The organism is Collinsella sp. CLA-AP-H1 (genome assembly GCF_040092945.1).
GTDB lineage: Bacteria > Actinomycetota > Coriobacteriia > Coriobacteriales > Coriobacteriaceae > Collinsella.
Window position 1 is genome coordinate 22,633 of sequence record NZ_JBBNKO010000018.1, and the last position, 19,422, is coordinate 42,054.

Below are 19,422 nucleotides of genomic sequence, written 5' to 3' on the forward strand. Positions count from 1 at the left end.
TACGGATACTCATTACAAGACCCGAGCGACATCGTTGCCGCCCGGGTCTTTGTTTCAACTATGAGGATACGGTCCCAACGACCGACATCCTGCATACAGACTCAAGCGAGTCTTACGCCTTGACGGTCGCAACGCCCCTGAAGGACATGCTCGTCGTGCCGATGCCCTTGAAGCCATCGAGGGCCTCGCCGTTGGGCGCAGTGGACGGATCGTCCCAGAAAGCGGAGACGGTCTTGACGTGGACAACGGGGTACAGAACGGCGTTGTCGGCAATGATGTCGAAGCACTCGTTCCACTTCTTCTGCTGCTCGTCGCCCTCGGCGGCAAGAGCCTCGTCCATGAGACCGTGGAGCTTCTGCCACTCAGCGGACTCCTTCCACGGGCAACGGGTCTGCATCCAGACGTTGTCGCCGTACCACCAGTTGAGCAGCAGGTCGGGGTCGGCGCCGAAGCAGGAAGGATCGCCAGGGGCAAGGAGGATATCGTAGGCCTCGCCGCCGTCGATGGCAGCGTAGGTGGCCGGCGAGGTATCGGTCTGGATGGTCACATCGAAGCCGAGAGCGTCGAGGTCGTTCTTGACCTGGGCGGCCATGCCCTTAATCTGCTCGTTATCGGTGGTGCGCAGGGTGATGGCACCCGGGGTGATGCCAGATTCCTCGATGAGCTTCTTAGCCTTCTTGGCGTCGGTCTTGTACACCGTGGAAGCCTCATGATAGTTGGTGAAGCTCTTGGGCAGGTAGCAGCTGGCAGCGGTGGCAAGGCCGGCGAAGGTGTTGCTGACCATCTTCTCGGTGTCGAGCGCATACATGACAGCCTGACGGACCTTGACGTTGTTCCAAGGCTCCTTGGCGACGTTGAACATGATGAAGCGGGTGCCGAAACCCTGAACGTTATCGATCTTGCAGCCGGCGCTCTCGAGCTGGTCGACGGCGTCAGCGGTAACGAGCTCCATAACGAGCGTGGAGCCCTCCTGCTGAGCGGTAACGCGAGCGGTGGGGTCGGTCAGGATGCTGTACTGAATCTTCTTATCCTCGGCAGCATACTCACCGTTGTACTCGGGGTTGGGAACCAAGGTGATCTCGGTATCGGAGATAGAGTCGTACATCCAGGGGCCGGAGCCGATCGGCTGCTTGGCGCGATCCTCCTCGGTCTGGGTGGCCGGGGTAACGCGGACGATGGCCAGACGATCCTTGAGCAGGGAGAAGTTGGGGACCTTGGTCTTGACCGTCACGGTGCTGGCGTCCTTGGCCTCGATGGACTCGAAGGGCTGGAAGAACGGAGCATAGGTAGCGGAAGCGGCGCAAGCGGTGTAGGAGGCAACGACATCGTCAGCGGTGACCTCGGTGCCATCGGAGAACTTGGCGCCCTTGCGGATGGTGACCTCGAAAGTGGTGTCGTCCACAGACTTGGGATCGTCGGTGGCGAGCTCGTTGAAGGTGCTGTAGTCGTGGTAATCGATGCCGTAGAGGCCCTCGACGACGTGCCAGTTAGCACCCAGGCCCACAGCGGAGCCGGTGCTGGCGGGATCGAAGCTGGACGGAGCGTAAGCGGAACCAGCGGTGATCACGCCGCCGCCACGGTTAGCGGAATCGGTGGAACCGGAAGCGGAACCCTCGTCGTTAGAGCTGCCACCGCAGCCGGTGAGACCAAGCCCTGCGACAGCAGCGACGCTGCCGGTGAGGCCGAGGAACGATCGCCTGGACATACCCTTGTTGATGATGGCCATGTCTTCTCCTATCAATAGAGAATCTTACTCGGGAGCATCTAGACTTGCCCCCGCGCAACTTGCGGACGATATATACCTTACCTACCGACGAACCCAACTGAGGTGCCGCGCTCGGCGACCGATACATACATACGCTTGAACGGTATTTACTACCGTTCACCGAATTCGTTGACAAACGATTCGCCAGACAGTATGTATCGGCGAGGTGAGATATCAGTCTTCGTCAACCCGCAGGATAGCAGGGTTTTCGCTTGGGTTAGTCAAACGTTTTAGCGTTAATAAAACCCGAAACCAGCAGGCAATCATGGCGAAATAAATGGTTGAAAATCGCGCAATCATGTATATCAGTTGTTTAGGCTCGTGTTTAGCTATCGGAATGGCCAGCCGCCGCCTCGGCGCGCTCGGCATTCCACGCAACGAGCGCCTCGTGGACCGCCTTGGCAACATCGGCAGGTATGCCGCGAACTTCCGCGATCTCTTGCTCGCTCGCCGCGCGCAAACGCTTCATCGAGCCAAAATGGCGCATAAGGGCACGTTTTCTGGTGGGTCCCACGCCTGGAACGTCATCGAGTACCGAAACTGTCATGGCTTTATCACGCAACTCACGATGGAATGTGATTGCAAAACGGTGCGATTCATCGCGCACCTGTTTAATTAGATAGAGCGAAGCAGACCCGGTCGGCAGCACGACGGGAGTCTCGTCCCAAGGCACGAAAACCTCCTCATCGGCCTTTGCCAAGCCACAAACTGGTATATCGAGCCCAAGAGCCTCAAGTTGCTTGATCGCAGCGGTCAATTGCGGCTTACCGCCATCGACAACGAGCAAATCGGGGCGCGAGCCAAAGCGCTCGTCGGCCATGCGCTCGGGAGCATAGCGTCGTCCCAAAACCTCGGACATCGACACGAAGTCGTTTGCCTCGTCCAATTCGGCCTGAATTTTAAAACGACGGTACTGGCTCTTGTCGGCGCGTCCGTTGGTAAACACCACCATCGAGGCGACGGTAAAGGTTCCATGCAGCGTCGAGATATCGAAGCACTCGATACGCATCGGCGGCGCCGGCAGCGCCAGCGCGCTTTCGAGCTCCAGGAGCGCTTGATTGGTGCGGTCGTCAGCGTACCCCGTTCGCATCATGTAGCGCATGAGGGCATGGCGCGCATTTTTGGATGCCATATCGAGCAAACGGTGCTTTTCGCCACGCTGCGGCCTATGGAGATGGCAGGAACGCTCGCGCTTGCCCGCAAGCCACTCCCCCAGCGCCTCCGCATCCTCAAGCTCGACGGAAAGGTTGACCTCAGCTGGAATATCAGCCGTCTCGTCGTAATAGCGCTTAAGAAAGCCCGACTGGAGCTCTTCCTCGTCAACATCAAGACCCTTGTCGAGAATGAACTCGCAGGTGCGAACTGTTCGGCCCTCGCGAACGACGAAGACGCAAGCGGCGGAGATGGTCTCCTCGCGATAGAACCCGATGACATCGATATCGACACTGGAGGGAAAAACGACTTGCTGACGATCGTCCAGACCCCTGATGACCTCCAAACGACGTTTGACGCGTGCCGCGCGCTCAAAGTCGAGCGCCTCGGCGGCATCCGTCATCTCGGAGGTCAGCTCATCGACGACATCCTTGCGATGGCCCGACAAAAAGCGCTCGACACGCTTGACGTTCTTGGCATAGTCTGCCGGGGAAATCGCGCCGACACACGCACCCGGGCCGCGCCCGACATGGTAGTCAAAGCAGGGACGCCCGTTTTGTGCGCAAATCATATTGACGATGTCTTCCTCGCCCTTGTGGGACTCGATGGTACGGCGACAACGACGCCACTCCGCACAGGATGCAGAGCAGATGGGGATAACCTTGCGCAGCGTATCTATCGTCTCACGTGCCGCACGGCTATCGGTATAGGGTCCAAAATAGCGCGTTCCCGGCTTATGACGCTCACGCGTGTATTTGATCGCGGGATACAGGTCGCCCTTTGTAATGGCGATAAAGGGGTAGCTCTTGTCATCCTTGAGGTCGACGTTAAAGTACGGATGGTACTGGCCGATCAGGTTGCGCTCGAGTACAAGCGCCTCATGCTCGGTTTCGACAACGATGTAGTCAAAGCTCGCCACCAGCTGCATCATCAGCGGGATCTTTTGACGCTCATCCTGCAGTGTCACGTATTGACGCATGCGGGCGCGCAGGTTTTTCGCCTTGCCCACGTAGATGACATCGCCCTTGGCATCCTTCCAAAGGTAGCATCCGGGCTGTGTGGGAACGCGCGAAACCTGCTCGGCAAGCGTTGGTATGTTGTCGTGACCGGCCACGCGCACCTACTTGCGACGAAGCAGCGCCGAGACCTCGGGCATCTTAAGGACGACGGCAAGGCCAAAGGTAACAACAAGCGAGGCGACACCCGCAACGCAAACGTAGCCAAGAGTAATCAGAATCGAGCCGCCAAGTGCCCCGACAAAGTGTTCAAGCGCCCACATGACGCCGGCGCCTGCGGCAGCACCTAGGCCACCGAGCAAAAGGCCAAAGAAACCGCCATGTAGGATAGATTTGACCTGAAGGCCACGCAGGCGACGACGCAGCCACCACAGCGAACAGCCGACCAAGATCACGTAGTCGACGACATACGAAAGCGCGATTGCCGGCATACCGAAGCCCAGCACAACGCCAAACAGCAGAACCGAGCCGGCCTGGCCGATGGCGGAATACAGGCAATAGCGGCTATAGGGCTTCATGTCGAGCAAGGCAGAGAAGCTCTTCTGCATCAACACGACCACGCCGTAGAGCGGCAGCGAGAGCGCCAGGTAGACAAGGTACTCGGACACCAGCGCCACGCCGGATTCATCGAACTTGCCAGCACAGTAGATCATATTGAGCGGACGTGCGAAGACAATCAGGTACAGTGCGAACGGAATCAGGAAGAACAGCATCTGGGCGACGCCACGCGAAATGCCCGTGCGAACGCTGTCGTAATCCTTCTCCTGTGCGTCATGAGAGAGCTCGGTATAGAGCGCCGTCGAAAGCGAGGCGGCAATCAGCGCGTAGGGCAGCGTGTACCACAGGCGCGCATAGGCGATGACGGAAGGACCCGTCTCGGGCTGGACCACCAGCGCGGCAGCGTTGGTGATAGAAGTCGAGACAAACATGCACACCGTGGCGAGCAGCGTCGGGATACCGAGCGCAATCGTCTGGCGCAGCGCGGGGTCCTTAAAGTCGATATGGATATGGGGATGCACGCCGTGCTTGCCAAGCGCGGGAATCTGACATGCCATCTGAACAAAGACACCGAGGGTCGTACCGGCCGCAATCAAGATGATGCCGGCACGTTCGCCAAACTGTGCGGACACGGGCGCAAAACCCATAAAGCTCGCAATGACGATCACATTGTTGAGGACCGGGGCAAACGTCGACCAGAAGTAGTCGCGGTGTGCGTTGAGAACGCCCGAGAACACCGAGCCCAAACCATAAAACAGAATCTGGATGGCAAAGAAACGGAACATGAACGCAGCGGTATCCATGCTGCCGCCGTCACCCGAAAGGAACGATTGCGTCCAGATAAAGCCCGGGGCGAACACGGTCCCCAGCAACGAAATGCCACCCAGCACCAAAAGCAGAATGCCGAGCAGGTTGCCCACGTACTCGTTCGAGGCCTCGCGACCCTGCTCACGCCTCACGCCCATGTACACGGGCAAAAACGCCGTCACGAGCATGCCGCCCATCACGAGTTCGTAGAGCATATTGGGCAGGTTGTTGGCGACCTGATAGGAGGACGAGAGTAGCGACATGCCGATAGCGGCCGCCATTGCCCACGTGCGGATAAAACCGGTGACGCGAGACACGATGGTCAGGATGGTCATAAGCCCGGCGGAACGACCAACCGTGGAGTAGTCCGACGAGCCCATGTCGTCAGTGTCATCTCGCGACGAAGAAGCTTCGGATGAGGGTGTCTGAGGCGCAGATTCTTTTGCAAAATGAGCTCCGCGCTTCAATTCTTCCTGCGGCATCGCTCAGTCCTCTCTCGTAATCGCGGCAACCGTCGCCCCGCAAAATGCAATTAAATCATCGGGTGCAAGCTCGAGCTGATAACCACGCTTGCCTCCCGAAATAAAAATGGTATCCCAAAGGACACATGTCTCATCAATGAGCGTCCGGCAGCGTTTTTTCATACCGACCGGGCTGCAGCCGCCGCGAACGTAGCCAGTCGCCGCAAGCAAATCCTTCACATGCATCATGGCCAAGGACTTCTCCCCCGCGGCACGCGCGGCGGACTTTAGATCGAGCTCGTCGGCAACAGGGATACAGCACACGACATAGTCGTTGGACGGTGTCACGCAGACCAAAGTCTTAAATCCTTGACCGGGCTCCTCGCCAAGCTGCTCCGAAATCGCGACACCCAGGCCCACCGACTCATCACCATCGTCTTCGTACGTATGTAGAACATAGGAAATGCCGGCGCTTTCCAGCTCGCGCATCGCATTGGTTTTTGGCGTCTTTACAGCCTTTGCCATGACATATCCTTTCCCTCGCATTCGGACGCAAGGATTAAGTATATGTCCAATTCGGCTGCATACGTCACTTCGGCACAGCAAGCGCCATCGAATCACAAGGAGTCGATGGCGCCCATAAACTGAATCGCCTATTTATTGAGCATCAAGTTGAGCCTGACGCTCCCGGTCACGCCTGAGCAACGGCGCCAAAAACTTGCCCGTATAACTCTGCGGACAGTCCGCAACCTGCTCCGGTGTGCCCGAAACCACGACGGTTCCGCCGCCGTTACCGCCCTCGGGACCCATATCGATCAGGCGGTCGGCAACCTTGATGACATCAAGGTTGTGCTCAATCACCAGCACCGTGTTGCCCGCATCGACCAAACGCTGCAGCACATCGAGCAGCTGGCGGACGTCCTCAAAATGAAGACCGGTCGTCGGCTCGTCCAAAATATAGAACGTCTTGCCCGTCTGGCGTCGATGAAGCTCCTTGGCGAGCTTCACACGCTGCGCCTCGCCGCCCGAGAGCGTCGTGGCGGGCTGGCCCAGGCTCACGTAGCCTAAGCCTACATCGTACAGCGTCTGGAGCTTGCGCTTAATCTGCGGGATATTCCCAAAGAAGGCCAGCGCCTCGGTGACGCTCATGTCGAGCACGTCCGAGATGGTCTTGCCACGGTAGGTGACCTCGAGTGTCTCGCGGTTGTAGCGTTTACCGCCGCAAACTTCGCAGGGAACGTAGATATCGGGAAGGAAGTGCATCTCGATCTTGATCTGCCCGTCGCCCTTGCACGCCTCACAGCGCCCGCCACTCACATTAAAGGAGAAACGACCCGGCGAGTAGCCGCGCGCCTTCGACTCCGGCGTACTCGCAAACAGTGCGCGAAGATCATCCCACAGGCCGATATAGGTAGCAGGGTTGGAACGCGGCGTACGGCCAATCGGCGACTGGTCGATATCGATAACCTTATCGATACACTCAATGCCCTCGATTTTCTTATACGGACCCACAGGGCGCGTCGAGCGGTGAATGGCATTCGTAAGGGCAGGCGCAATGGTGTCGGTAACCAGGGAGCTCTTGCCCGATCCCGACACGCCGGTAACAACCGTAAGCGTACCAAACTCGATCTTGGCAGTAACGTTTTTGAGGTTGTTGGCTCGAGCGCCCGTAATTTTAAGGCAGCCGCGACCGGGCTTGCGCCGTTCATCAGGCACCCGAATCATTCGTTTGCCGGTCAGGTAAGCGCCCGTCATCGACTCAGGACACGCCATGATATCAGCAGGCGTTCCCGCCGCGACTACGTGCCCGCCGTTGACACCGGCGCCGGGCCCCATGTCGATCACGTAGTCGGCGGCACGGATTGTATCCTCGTCGTGTTCGACAACGATAACGGTATTGCCGATATCGCGCAGGCGCTCGAGCGTCTTAATCAGGCGCTCGTTGTCACGCTGATGAAGACCGATCGAGGGCTCGTCCAGAATATAGAGCACGCCCATGAGACCCGCGCCGATCTGCGTTGCCAGTCGAATACGCTGCGCCTCGCCACCGGAAAGCGTCGCCGAGGCACGATCGAGCGTCAGATAGTCGAGTCCAACATCGACCAGAAAACGCAAGCGCTCCAGGATTTCCTTGACGATACGGCCGCCGATAAACTGTTGGCGCTCGGTGAGTTCCAGGCCCTCAAAAAACTCGAGCGATTCACGGCACGACAGGCAACAAACCTCGTAAATGGACTTGCCGCCCACGGTGACGGCAAGCATCTCGGGACGCAGGCGAGCACCGTGACAGCTCGAGCACGGCTCCTCGCGAATGTACTTCTCCAGGCGCGCCTTGGTGTTCTCGTTCGTCGTCTCGGTATAGCGTTCGTACAGGATGTTGCGAACGCCCGAAAACTTGGTATCCCACTGGCTGCGACGCCCATCGAGCTTTTGATAGTCGACCGAAATCTTCGTGTCGCCCATGCCATCCAAAAACGCACGACGCACGCGAGGGGGCAAGTCCCCCCACGGCGTATCGGCGCTCACCTTAAAGTGTTTGCAGACCGCAGCAAAAATCTGCGGATAGTAGTTCGAATTGCCAAACAGGCTACCAAAGACTCCGTCGGCAATGGACTTCGAGGGATCCTCAATCAGCGCCTCGGCATCAACGGTTTTCTTAAAGCCCAGGCCGTCGCACTCAGGACATGCGCCATAGGGAGCGTTGAACGAAAAGTCGCGGGGTTGTAGGTCGTCGATGGAGTGCCCGTGCTCCGGGCATGCCAGAGCCAACGAATACTCCAGTAGCTCGCCCTCGGTCCCCTCGGGAGCATCGCGATCGGGCAGCATGTATACGTTCACATTACCGTGCGCCAAGGCAGTCGCCTGTTCAACAGACTCGGCGATACGGCCCAGAGAATTCTCACGGATCACGATGCGGTCGACTACGACCTCGATATCGTGTTTGAACTTCTTGTCCAGATCGATCGGATCATCGAGCGAGCGCACTTCGCCGTCAACGCGCACGCGGCTAAAGCCCTCGGCGCGAAGGTCCTCAAACAGTTTGGTGTACTCGCCTTTTCGCCCGCGCACCACCGGTGCCAGCACAAACGCGCGGCGGCCCTCCCCCGCCGCCAAGACCTTGTCGGCAACCTGGTCGGTCGTCTGGCGCTCAATGACGCGGCCGCATTCGGGACAGTGCGGGGTGCCCACACGGGCGAACAGCAGGCGCAGATAGTCATAAATCTCGGTTACGGTGCCAACCGTCGAGCGAGGGTTTTTAGACGTCGTCTTTTGGTCGATCGACACCGCCGGCGAAAGGCCGTCGATTGAATCCAAGTCGGGTTTGTCCATCTGGCCCAAGAACTGGCGCGCATAGCTCGAAAGACTCTCGACGTATCGACGCTGGCCCTCGGCATAGATAGTGTCAAATGCCAGCGAACTCTTGCCCGAGCCAGAAAGACCGGTAATGACCACGAGTTGGTCACGCGGAATGGAAACATCGATATCACGGAGGTTGTGCTCACGAGCGCCGCGAATAACGATAGAAGAATCAGACATGGAAGCTCCTTGCCTCCTATTGCATCGAATCATACTGCCGATGAGTTTAGCGCACTCGACGCGCACAGATGTTCGTAATACAAGATTCGCAGACCTTTAGCTTTGCGTATCGGGCGCTTTGTTTCTCGAAATGCCGTGGAAAGGTTACAGTAATCTAATACTGAACTTAATTTGCCGTAACAGAGGAACGTCCATGACCGAAGATATCCCCCTTGAAATCACTTCGAGCGACATGGCCAATCTGCCCATATTCATCGCCGTCCTTATCGTGGCCATCGTCGTGGTGCGCGTATATTTTTCAATCAAACACAATGAAAAGCCGCCCATTGCCCGCGTCTTTTGGTGCGCGACGCTCCTCATCCCGCTCGGCATGGTAGCTGCATGGATTACGAATCAATTGCTCGTAAATGAGGACAATTCCCTATGGGTCCTTTCTTATTCGGCGCTCGGTGCTACCGCCGTCATACTTCTTGTCGAGCCCTTGGTTTCGGGACTTATCGACCAAACCGATCTTGCGACGGGAACGGTTGCCTGTATTTGCCGTGACATCCTTGTCATCGCCGCTGTTTCAGCGCTCTCGTTCGTTTCACTCGAAATTGCCTGTAACGAAACGTTCTATCGCATTCCCGCCAACTCATTCGGGTTTTCCGTCGGGCTGCTCGCGACGGTTCTGCTCTCCCTTTATTTGCTGGGACAGCGTCATGGAGGCGTCATGGCCCTCGTGCCCGTCGCCTGTTGCATCCTTGGCATTGCCGAGCACTTCGTCATAACGTTTAAAGGCGAGGCCATCCTGCCAAGCGATATCTTGGCCCTTGGCACCGCAATGGAAGTGAGCGAGGGATACGAGTTTACCTTTACCGCCGGAATCGTAACCTCTCTAGCCCTGCTGGAGATTTCCCTAGGGCTTCTTTCGCTTATCCGACCGAGAAAGCTCCGTACGCCCACCCATGTCTTCCCCGCAATCGCCGCTAACCTCTGCGCTTTTCTGCTAGTGACCGTTGTGGGGCTCTCGGGCTTTTCCAGCATCGACTTGGAGCAGGCGCTGAATTTTGGATTTGACCGTTGGCAGCCCATCACCACGTATGCGTCTCAGGGTTTTATCACTTCGTTCACCGAAATGGTCAACGAGTTGCCCATTGAGAAGCCCGAAGACTATACGCCCGATGAGGCGCAGAGCATCGAGCAGGAGCTCGCCGCCACCTACGACAGCACGTATGGCTCGAGCGAGCAGCGCGCGGCGGCCGTTGCCCAGTTCAATGAAATCAAGCCGACGATTGTTGCCGTCATGAATGAGAGTTTTAGCGACCTTTCGTGCTTTGAGCAGCTCCAGGCGGCCGGGTACACCGGTCCCGCATTCTACAACTCGCTTCCCGACACACTTGTTCGCGGCACCATGCTCGCTTCGGTCGCCGGTGGCGGAACGGCGAACTCCGAATTCGAATTTTTGACCGGAGCGACAACGGCCTTTGTCGGATTAGGCAAAATCCCCTATCAGCTGTATCAGATGAATGGCGTCAACAGCCTGGCAAAGGACCTTAAGGAGCTTGGGTATACCGCTACCGCTATGCACCCGCAAAACCCCGTCAACTACCATCGAGATAAAATCTATCAGCAGCTGGGCTTTGGAGACTTTCTTTCAATCGGCGATTTCGAAGGTGCGCCCTGTTACCATGCCGGCGTATGCGACTACGCCACCTACGACAAGATACTCGACCTGCTTAGAACCGACGAAGCCCCGCAGTTCATCTTTGACGTCACGATGCAAAATCACGGCGGCTACGACTATGGCACCGTTCCCGCCGAGGAGCTGACAAACTATTGGGTCGAGGGAGCCAGCGAGGGCGCCAATAGCGCGCTCAACACCTATCTTACCTGCATCAACGCATCCGACCGGGACCTCGAGTACTTTATCAACGAGCTCCGCAATATCGGCAGACCGGTTGTCCTTGTCTTTTTTGGCGACCATCAGCCGAGCGCCGCAACGACTCTCAACGACGAGCTGTACCCTCAGGAAGATACGGCAAGCCACGCTTTCCGTATCTATCAGTCGACATATTTCGTCTGGGCTAACTATGAAATCGCCGGCAATACCGAGCTCAACGTCTACGACACCGTCGGGGCAAACGAGGTTGCAGCCATTACCCTTAATAAGATCGGCGCCCCGCTCACCGACTATCAAAAGGCTCTGCTTGCAACAAGGTCAGATGTGCCCACCATCAATGTCGCCGGCTACCTTGGTGCCGACGGGCTGCGCTACGACTTGGAATCTGAAGACAGCCCATACGCCTCGACGATCGACAAGCTGCAGCGCATGCAATACCTCGAGTTCGCCAGCAAAGTTCAGTAAGCCCGCCCATTCGCTTGGACCCATCGTATTGCAAGCACGCTCGGCCCAAATGCATCGTAAATGACTCCCGCTCGCAAACGAGGGTACAATGACGCTCGTGTCACATCACGGGGCCCCGGCCCCAACATATACAAAGGAGTCATACATGGGTTGCGAGCACGCACAGGCCGCCGGCGGACAAACGTCGCCGTCGCAATTTGAGGAGAATACGCTGTCCGAGGTCAAACGCGTCATCGCCGTGCTTTCCGGCAAGGGCGGTGTCGGCAAGTCGTTTGTCACCGGTGCCATCGCCACCGAGCTTGCCCGTCACGGCCACAAGGTCGGCGTCCTCGATGCCGACATCACCGGTCCCTCTATCCCCAAGATGTTCGGTATGAGCGGACGCCACGTCCATGCCCTTGGCAACCTCATGCTGCCTGAAATCTCCGAGCGCGGCGTCAAGGTCATGAGCTCCAACCTTCTGCTCCAAAACGAGACCGACCCCGTCCTTTGGCGCGGTCCGGTCATCGCAGGCGCCATTAGGCAGTTCTGGAGCGAGACCTCATGGGGCCCCATCGACTACCTGCTGGTCGACATGCCTCCGGGAACAGGCGACGTCGCTCTCACCGTCTTCCAGTCACTGCCCGTCGACGGCATCGTCATCGTCACGAGCCCGCAGGATCTGGTCTCGATGATCGTCGCCAAGGCGGTCAACATGGCCGAGAAGATGAACGTCCCCATTCTGGGCATTGTCGAGAACATGAGCTATATTGAGTGCCCCGACTGCGGCAAGAAGATCGAGGTCTTTGGCAAGAGCAAGCTCCCCGAGGTCGCAGAGCGCTATAACCTCGACATCTTGGGCCAGCTTCCCATTAATCCGGCACTCGCCGAGGCCTGCGATAAGGGCGAGGTCGAGACCGCACTGCCCGATGGCATGTTGCCCAAGGCAGTCTCTGCCGTCGAGGCCATTACCCCGCACGAGACCGACGAGGCCTAAGTGAACGCGAGCGCCTTCTATGACGTCCTGGTAATCGGCGGCGGGGCTTCAGGCCTCGCCGCCGCCATTACGGCCGCACGAGCTGGCAAAAGCGTCTGCATCGTTGAGCGCGATGTCGCCTGCGGCCTTAAGCTCCTTGCGACCGGCAACGGCCGCTGCAACCTCTCCAACGAATCGATTGATCCACAGCGGTATAACCACCCCGCATTCGTTGAATCCGTTATGGGCCCCCGGCCCGAACAAGAGCTTATGGGTTTCTTCTCCTCGCTGGGCATCATGACAACCTCCGAGGAAGGCCGACTGTACCCGCGCTCCCTTCGCGCCGAATCGGTGCGCGACGCGCTTCTCAACGTTTGCGACCGCCTAGGTATCACCTTAATCTGCGGAGCCAACGTTGCCTCGGCGCACAAAGCTTCCGAAGGCTGGACACTCCAAATAGACCGTCCAGCGCGGGCACTCAAGGCAAAAAAGCACGACGACCGAAAATCGGAGCTCCGCTCGCTTCGGAAAGCGCTCGCCGATGTCCCTCGCAAGAACGAGGCCCTGCAGGCACATGCCGTAATTATCGCCACGGGTGGTAACCCCACTGGTATCGCCGATACGTTTCGCCTCCCCCTCACTTCGCTGCGCCCCATCCTCTGCCCCGTATCGGCAACGGTCGTCGGCGATCGGGCGGCACTCAAGACGTTGGATGGCCTGCGCGTCCGCGCCCGCTTGACGCTCGCCCGCAATCATAATGAGCTCTGGCACGAAGACGGTGAAGTCCTGTTTCGAACCTTCGGTATCTCGGGCGTCGCTGTCTTCAACCTCTCCCGTCGTATCCAGCACGGCGATACGATCCTGCTCGACGTTTTCCCCGACCTCTCCAAAGACGAGCTGCTCGATATGCTCAACCGGCGCGTTGAGCTGCTCGGCGGCTTTTCGCCCCGCGATCCCCGTTGGCTCGACGGCATGCTCGCCCCGCAACTCTCCCGCGTCGTCTGCACAGCGTTCGAGCAGTGCCATCCAGGCTCCAACGATGTCATCCACCTGGTCTCGATCCTCAAGCACTTTAAGTTGCTCGTCGAGGGAACAGCCGAGGAGCGCTCGGCGCAGGTCACGCGTGGTGGCGTATCTGTCGAGAGCATCTCAACACCCAGTCTACGCGCGAGCAGCGCTGTCGACGCCCCGCTTTACGTCTGCGGCGAAGCGCTCGACATCGACGCCGATTGTGGAGGCTTTAACCTTGCGTGGGCCTGGCTCTCGGGCATTCGCGCTGCAAGCAGCCTGTAGCCGCGCAGTCTATAATCAAAAACGCATTCGGGCCGTCTGGGATACCGGACGGCCTCTTTCTTGCCTCTAAGGAGACCTCGATGATCGAAATCACCCAAGTCAACGCTTCGCTCGATGAAGCCGGCGATGAAAATGCCTGCCTCATTGTTGGCAAGCGAGTCGCCAAGCGCGTCCTACGTTGCAAGGACTCCGAGATCAAGTCCATCGAGCTCCACCGCAAGTCAATCGACGCTCGCAAAAAACGAGACGTCCATTTTATCCTGAGCTTTCGTGTTGAGCTGACCAGTCCCCACCTCGAGCGAGAAGCGGTCGACAGCGTTTCCGAACGTGACCGCTCGCGCGTACGCGCGATAGAAGACGATGGGTCTTCATTCCCCTCCCCCGTCTCCGACGCATCCAAAGAGCGCCCCGTCGTTGTCGGCGCCGGATGCGCTGGCCTTTTCGCTGCGCTCACCCTTGCCGAAGCGGGTCTTAAGCCCTTGCTCATCGAGCGCGGCGACCCAGCATTTCGCCGCTCGCATGCGATCGATCTCTTTCTAAAGGAGCGCATCCTCGACCCCGAGAGCAATATCCAGTTTGGCCTGGGCGGCGCGGGGACCTTCTCGGACGGCAAGCTCAATACGGGAACCAAAAATCCCGCCCATCGCCTTATCCTCGAAACCTTCGTCGAGGCGGGCGCGCCCCGCGATATTCTGTGGGATGCCAAGCCGCACATTGGCTCCGACATCCTTCCCACGGTTGTCACCGCTATATCCCAGCGCATCGAGCAGCTCGGAGGTGTCGTCCGTTATCGAACAAAGCTCGTCGACATTCACATCGACGCGTCTGGCGCCATTACCGGTATTGATGTCCAATCGTCCCAAGACGCCGCTTGCGAGCCAATCGAGACAAAGCACCTCATCCTCGCCTGCGGGCATTCTGCTCGCGATATTTTTGAGCTCCTTAAGGACCACAACGTGGCCCTCGCACAAAAGACCTTTGCCATGGGCGTTCGCATCGAGCATCCGCAGCGCGACATCGACCGAGCCCAATATGGAGCCTCGGCGGGGCATCCTGCCCTCGGAGCAGCCCCCTACAAGCTCGTCGCCCATCTTCCCAACGGCCGCAGCGTGTTCTCGTTTTGCATGTGCCCCGGCGGGCAGGTTGTCGCCGCCTCTTCCGAGCAGGGCCACCTGTGCGTCAACGGCGCCAGCCTCAATGCCCGCGACGGACGCAACGCAAACGCCGCCCTGCTCGTTAACGTCACGCCTGAGGACCTTCCCAACGATGACCCGCTCGCCGGCATCGAGCTCCAGCGTGCCTGCGAGGCGGCCGCCTATCGCCTGGGCGGTTCCAACTGGAACGCACCAGCACAACTCGTCGGAGATTTCCTCGCAGGACGCGTCAGCAAGGCGCCCGGAAAGGTAAAGCCCACCTATCCGCTCGGTGTGACCTGGACGACAATTGACGAAGCCCTGCCGCAGCATATCGTCGAGTCGCTCCGCCTGGGACTTCCCCTACTCGGAAAAAAGCTACGAGGCTACGACCGCCCCGATGCCGTTCTTACCGGCGTGGAGACTCGTTCAAGCTCACCGGTCACTGTCACCCGAGACCGAACGTGCCATGCCGTGTCGACCCCGGGCCTCTACCCTTGTGGTGAGGGAGCTGGATATGCCGGCGGCATCATGAGCGCGGCCACCGACGGCATCCGTTGTGCCGAAGCCCTGATCGCAGACCTCTAACGCACGAATTCCAGCGCGCAAAAGACACAGGCCCCAAGCTCCACAGGGAACTCGGGGCCTGTTCGCTATTTCTTAAACCGTGCACCCTGGCGTTTTCTGCCCGATGCGAACGTGGAACCCTTGCGGGCCTGCGAACGTAAGCGCTCGATCGTCTCGTCCTCAGACGCACCCTCGAGCATCGCCCGAATCTGAACGACGGCATCGCGCAGGCGCGCCGCCTCCTCAAAGTCCATGGCGGCAGAAGCGTTGCGCATATCCTCTTCCATGGTTTCGACGATCCGCACAAGTTCATCATGTGGCAGTTCCTCGAGCTGCCCGGCAAGCGTCTGCTCGGACGACACCGTCTCCGGCGCAGCGCCCTCGCCGTTTTCATCGGGCGTATAGAATGCGCCGTGGCCCAACGAATCGCCCTTCGAACGCCCCTTGGAGCCAACGGTTTTCTCCGCCTCGGCAATGAAGCTCGAGATGTCATTGATGGCCTTGCGAACCGTCTTGGGCACAATGCCGTGCTCTTCGTTATAGGCCATCTGGATCTCGCGTCGGCGCTGCGTCTCGTCGATTGCCTCTCTCATCGAATCGGTCACGACGTCCGCGTACATAATGACTTCGCCGTCGGCATTACGGGCCGCACGACCAATCGTCTGAATCAGCGAACGGCGGTTGCGCAAGAAGCCTTCCTTATCGGCATCGAGAATTGCCACCAGTGAGACCTCGGGAAGATCCAAGCCCTCGCGAAGCAGGTTGATGCCAACGAGAACATCGATCTTGCCCTCGCGCAGCGTTCGCAGGATCTCGACACGGTCCATTGTCGCCGTATCAGAATGCATGTAATTGACCTTAATGCCCGCATCAAGCAGATGGTCGGTCAGGTCCTCGGCCATGCGCTTGGTCAACGTGGTCACCAGCACGCGCTCCTTGCGGGCAACGCGCTCGCGAATCTCGTCCTCAAGATCGTCAATCTGACCGCGAACCGGACGCACATCGATCTTGGGATCGAGCAGACCGGTCGGACGAATAATCTGCTCAACGTCGTTCTGGCTAACCCGCAGCTCGTAATCGCCCGGCGTGGCCGAAACATAGATAAACTGGGGTATCCTTGCCTCAAACTCATCGAAACGAAGCGGGCGGTTATCGAGCGCCGAGGGCAGGCGAAAACCGTGTTCCACCAGCGTCACCTTACGCGAGCGGTCACCTTCGTGCATGCCGCGAATCTGCGGCACCGTCACATGGCTCTCATCGATGATGCAGAGCATATCCTTGGGAAAGTAATCGATTAGGGTAAACGGCGGCTCACCCGGCTTGCGACCGTCCAGATGACGCGAGTAGTTCTCGATGCCGTTGCAAAAGCCCATCGTCTCGAGCATCTCAAGATCATAATCGGTGCGCTGCTGCAGACGCTGCGCCTCGAGCAACTTGTCGGTCGCCTTGAGCTCCGCCACGCGCTTCTCGCACTCTTCGCTGATCGATTTCAGAGCCGCCTTGACCTTCGGCTTCTCGGTCACGTAGTGCGATGCCGGCCATACGGGGATGGCCTCGTACTCACGAAGCATCTCACCGGTGACCTCATCGATCTCGGCAATCAGCTCGACCTCGTCGCCAAAGAACTCAAACCGCAACGGATGCTCGGCATAAGGCGGATACACGTCGACAACATCGCCGCGCACGCGGAACGTGCCGCGTGCCAGGTCATAGTCATTGCGATCATATTGAATGTCGATAAGTGCATGGATAAAGTCATCGCGCTCGAGCGGCACCTTCTTGTCGACGTTTGGAGCCAGACCCGCATAGTCCTCAGGAGAGCCAATGCCATAGATACACGAGACCGATGCGACAACGATCACATCGCGTCGAGAGAGCAGCGATGCGGTCGCCTGATGTCGCAGCATCTCAACCTCTTCGTTAATCGAGGAGTCTTTCTCGATATATGTATCGCTTTGCGGCACATACGCCTCGGGCTGATAGTAGTCGTAGTACGAGACGAAGTAGACCACAGCGTTGTTGGGAAAGAACTCTTTGAGCTCGCTCGCAAGCTGAGCGGCGAGCGTTTTATTCGGAGCCATGACCAGCGTCGGCTTTCCCAGGGCCTCAATAGTCTTTGCCATCGTGAAGGTCTTGCCCGAACCAGTCACGCCCAGCAAAACCTGATAGCGGTCTCCGTCCCTCACGCCCTGCACAAGCGACTCAATGGCCTTAGGCTGGGAACCGGCAGGCTCATAGGGAGACACGACCTTAAACGGCACGTCAGAGCCTTCAACGCCAAAGCGCTTAAGTTCACCACCAACGCGTTCTACTTCAAATTCCGCCATGGATACTCCTAACTCATATATCTGCAGTATACGCAGGCGGCAGGCATAGTCCTATACGAACCGATCGGGATAGAGGGTCTTGTAGCGAACCCAGGCATTATTGACACGAATCAGATACGCCTGCGTCTCGGGAAAAGTGATTGCATTATGAAGCGACGTACTCTGCTGCGCCCATCCGTCGACATTGCCCATGCCGGCGTTATAGGCGGCAATGGCACTGTCAGTCGACCCGTTAAAATACGCTAGAAGATACGAGAGATACGCACAGCCAAACTCGATATTCGTAGCCGGATCGTTAAGGTTGTCGGCCGAATACTCGCCACCGTCGACAAGGCCCTTGGCGATCATATCCTGGGCAGTCTCGGGCATCAGCTGCATCAATCCCTGAGCACCCTGATTCGACTCGGCCTCGGGATCCCAATTCGATTCAGACTTAATGACAGCGCACACCAGATACGGATCAAGATTATGCGAAATACTGGATTGCTTTACATACGCCTCGTAGTCAATCGGATACAGCGGCTTAAAGAAAGCGGCAGGAGCATACGAGTAAACGAATGAGATAAGGCCGAAGGCAAAAACGGCAGCCAGCGGTATAAGGCGATACCACGTAAGGAAACGTGTCTTAGGCATCGGCCTCCTCCTTATCCACTACACCCCCGAACCCATGGCGCGAAAGCCATGCGTCCAGTTGTTCAAAGAGCGAGTTATCGTCTGCCGCATTGTCAATCACAGTTGTAGCGAGATTGCACAGCGCAGACTCATCGGGCTGACAAGCAGAACGGGCATCGAAATCAGATGGCTCCATGCCACGTTGAATAGCGCGCTCGCGACGAACTGACAAAGGGGCGCTAATGACCAGAATTTCATCAGCCAAGCCAAATGCATCCTCAAAACCAGTCGGAGCAGAAACCTCGACCACCGCAAAGGGGTAACGGGGAGATGAAACCGTACAACAAACCGGATCGAGAATCCTAAGCGAAAGCTGTTCAATCAGAACGGGATGCACGATGCCATTGAGTCGTGCGACCGAATCAGGAGAAGCGAAAGCTCGAGAAGCGAGGATGCTGCGGCGAATGCCGCGCTCCTCATCCAAAATGTCCCAACCGAATTCATCCGCGAGAGTATTGACGATATCAGAGCCCGGCACATACAGAGATTTTGCAAGCTCATCCAGATCGATAAGCATAGCGCCACGAGATTCGAAATAGCGGCAGGCAGTCGACTTACCCGAAGCAATATTGCCCAAGACAAATACGGTAAACATCAAGCCCTCCCTAACGCCAATGCGAGTAATTATCGCTCAAATACACTAGAAGGACTCAAAATACAGCCAAACAGTAAGAGCGCATACGGGGAAGCTAAATCCCGAAGTACAACGTGTATATACGCAAAAAGGGGGAGGCCGCGAGGCCTCCCCCTTCTCAGTTCAAGCGTACGGCTCGGTGCCGTCCACCGGTCAGCGGCGCCCTGGCCTCCCACGGGCTGACCCCGCAGTACTCTCGGCGCGATGGGGCTTAGCTTCCGGGTTCGGAACGGGACCGGGCGTGCCCCCCATGCTCTG

Annotated in this window: 12 protein-coding genes and 1 rRNA gene; 4 read left to right on the forward strand and 9 right to left on the reverse strand. The window is 58.1% G+C overall.

Features of this window, described 5'->3' with window-relative positions:
* Positions 1-112 precede the first annotated feature (112 nt).
* The 5 genes from AAAV44_RS08900 to uvrA form a co-directional block, all read right to left on the reverse strand.
* Positions 113-1,726 carry an ABC transporter substrate-binding protein gene (locus tag AAAV44_RS08900; protein ID WP_349088689.1) on the reverse strand — a complete coding sequence of 538 codons (1,614 nt, stop codon included), beginning with the start codon at positions 1,724-1,726 and terminating at the stop codon, positions 113-115.
* Positions 1,727-2,090: 364 nt separating this feature from the next.
* Entirely contained in the window at positions 2,091-4,031 is a 1,941-nt protein-coding gene (uvrC, locus tag AAAV44_RS08905; protein WP_349115371.1) for an excinuclease ABC subunit UvrC, read from the reverse strand.
* A gap of 6 nt (positions 4,032-4,037) precedes the next feature.
* On the reverse strand, positions 4,038-5,618 hold the full coding sequence (murJ, locus tag AAAV44_RS08910; RefSeq protein ID WP_117848727.1) for a murein biosynthesis integral membrane protein MurJ: 1,581 nt from the start codon (positions 5,616-5,618) through the stop codon (positions 4,038-4,040).
* 105 nt (positions 5,619-5,723) lie between these two features.
* Entirely contained in the window at positions 5,724-6,224 is a 501-nt protein-coding gene (ybaK, locus tag AAAV44_RS08915) for a Cys-tRNA(Pro) deacylase (protein WP_349115372.1), read from the reverse strand.
* Between the two features lie 132 nt (positions 6,225-6,356).
* Positions 6,357-9,236 carry an excinuclease ABC subunit UvrA gene (gene uvrA / locus AAAV44_RS08920; protein WP_349115373.1) on the reverse strand — a complete coding sequence of 960 codons (2,880 nt, stop codon included), beginning with the start codon at positions 9,234-9,236 and terminating at the stop codon, positions 6,357-6,359.
* 193 nt (positions 9,237-9,429) lie between these two features.
* Between uvrA and AAAV44_RS08925 the strand changes: the two genes are divergently transcribed.
* The 4 genes from AAAV44_RS08925 to AAAV44_RS08940 all read left to right on the forward strand — a co-directional run bounded on the left by AAAV44_RS08925 (position 9,430) and on the right by AAAV44_RS08940 (position 15,552).
* Entirely contained in the window at positions 9,430-11,583 is a 2,154-nt protein-coding gene (locus tag AAAV44_RS08925) for an LTA synthase family protein (protein ID WP_349115374.1), read from the forward strand.
* Positions 11,584-11,728: 145 nt separating this feature from the next.
* Complete coding sequence (locus AAAV44_RS08930) at positions 11,729-12,559, forward strand: Mrp/NBP35 family ATP-binding protein (protein ID WP_271748698.1); 831 nt, start codon at positions 11,729-11,731, stop codon at positions 12,557-12,559.
* Positions 12,560-13,831, forward strand: a complete 1,272-nt coding sequence (locus tag AAAV44_RS08935; protein ID WP_349115375.1) for an NAD(P)/FAD-dependent oxidoreductase — start codon at positions 12,560-12,562, stop codon at positions 13,829-13,831. It begins immediately after the preceding gene.
* Positions 13,832-13,911: 80 nt separating this feature from the next.
* Entirely contained in the window at positions 13,912-15,552 is a 1,641-nt protein-coding gene (locus AAAV44_RS08940; RefSeq protein ID WP_347478628.1) for an FAD-dependent protein, read from the forward strand.
* 65 nt (positions 15,553-15,617) lie between these two features.
* On the opposite strand, the gene uvrB is transcribed toward AAAV44_RS08940, so the two are convergent.
* The 4 genes from uvrB to rrf all read right to left on the reverse strand — a co-directional run.
* On the reverse strand, positions 15,618-17,858 hold the full coding sequence (gene uvrB, locus AAAV44_RS08945) for an excinuclease ABC subunit UvrB (protein WP_347478629.1): 2,241 nt from the start codon (positions 17,856-17,858) through the stop codon (positions 15,618-15,620).
* A gap of 51 nt (positions 17,859-17,909) precedes the next feature.
* On the reverse strand, positions 17,910-18,491 hold the full coding sequence (locus AAAV44_RS08950) for a lytic transglycosylase domain-containing protein (protein WP_022093787.1): 582 nt from the start codon (positions 18,489-18,491) through the stop codon (positions 17,910-17,912).
* Positions 18,484-19,125 carry a dephospho-CoA kinase gene (gene coaE, locus AAAV44_RS08955; RefSeq protein WP_349115376.1) on the reverse strand — a complete coding sequence of 214 codons (642 nt, stop codon included), beginning with the start codon at positions 19,123-19,125 and terminating at the stop codon, positions 18,484-18,486. The genes AAAV44_RS08950 and coaE overlap by 8 nt, the downstream gene beginning before the upstream one ends.
* Before the next feature lie 190 nt (positions 19,126-19,315).
* Positions 19,316-19,422, reverse strand: a 5S ribosomal RNA gene (gene rrf / locus AAAV44_RS08960); the annotation flags it as partial.

Bases quoted from the DNA above. Each gene is read 5' to 3' on its own strand.
- ybaK (WP_349115372.1), bottom strand. From the start codon at position 6,224: ATGGCAAAGGCTGTAAAGACGCCAAAAACCAATGCGATGCGCGAGCTG.
- uvrA (WP_349115373.1), bottom strand. From the start codon at position 9,236: ATGTCTGATTCTTCTATCGTTATTCGCGGCGCTCGTGAGCACAACCTC.
- coaE (WP_349115376.1), bottom strand. From the start codon at position 19,125: ATGTTTACCGTATTTGTCTTGGGCAATATTGCTTCGGGTAAGTCGACT.
- AAAV44_RS08925 (WP_349115374.1), top strand. From the start codon at position 9,430: ATGACCGAAGATATCCCCCTTGAAATCACTTCGAGCGACATGGCCAAT.
- AAAV44_RS08930 (WP_271748698.1), top strand. From the start codon at position 11,729: ATGGGTTGCGAGCACGCACAGGCCGCCGGCGGACAAACGTCGCCGTCG.
- AAAV44_RS08950 (WP_022093787.1), bottom strand. From the start codon at position 18,491: ATGCCTAAGACACGTTTCCTTACGTGGTATCGCCTTATACCGCTGGCT.
- AAAV44_RS08900 (WP_349088689.1), bottom strand. From the start codon at position 1,726: ATGGCCATCATCAACAAGGGTATGTCCAGGCGATCGTTCCTCGGCCTC.
- uvrB (WP_347478629.1), bottom strand. From the start codon at position 17,858: ATGGCGGAATTTGAAGTAGAACGCGTTGGTGGTGAACTTAAGCGCTTT.
- AAAV44_RS08940 (WP_347478628.1), top strand. From the start codon at position 13,912: ATGATCGAAATCACCCAAGTCAACGCTTCGCTCGATGAAGCCGGCGAT.
- murJ (WP_117848727.1), bottom strand. From the start codon at position 5,618: ATGGGCTCGTCGGACTACTCCACGGTTGGTCGTTCCGCCGGGCTTATG.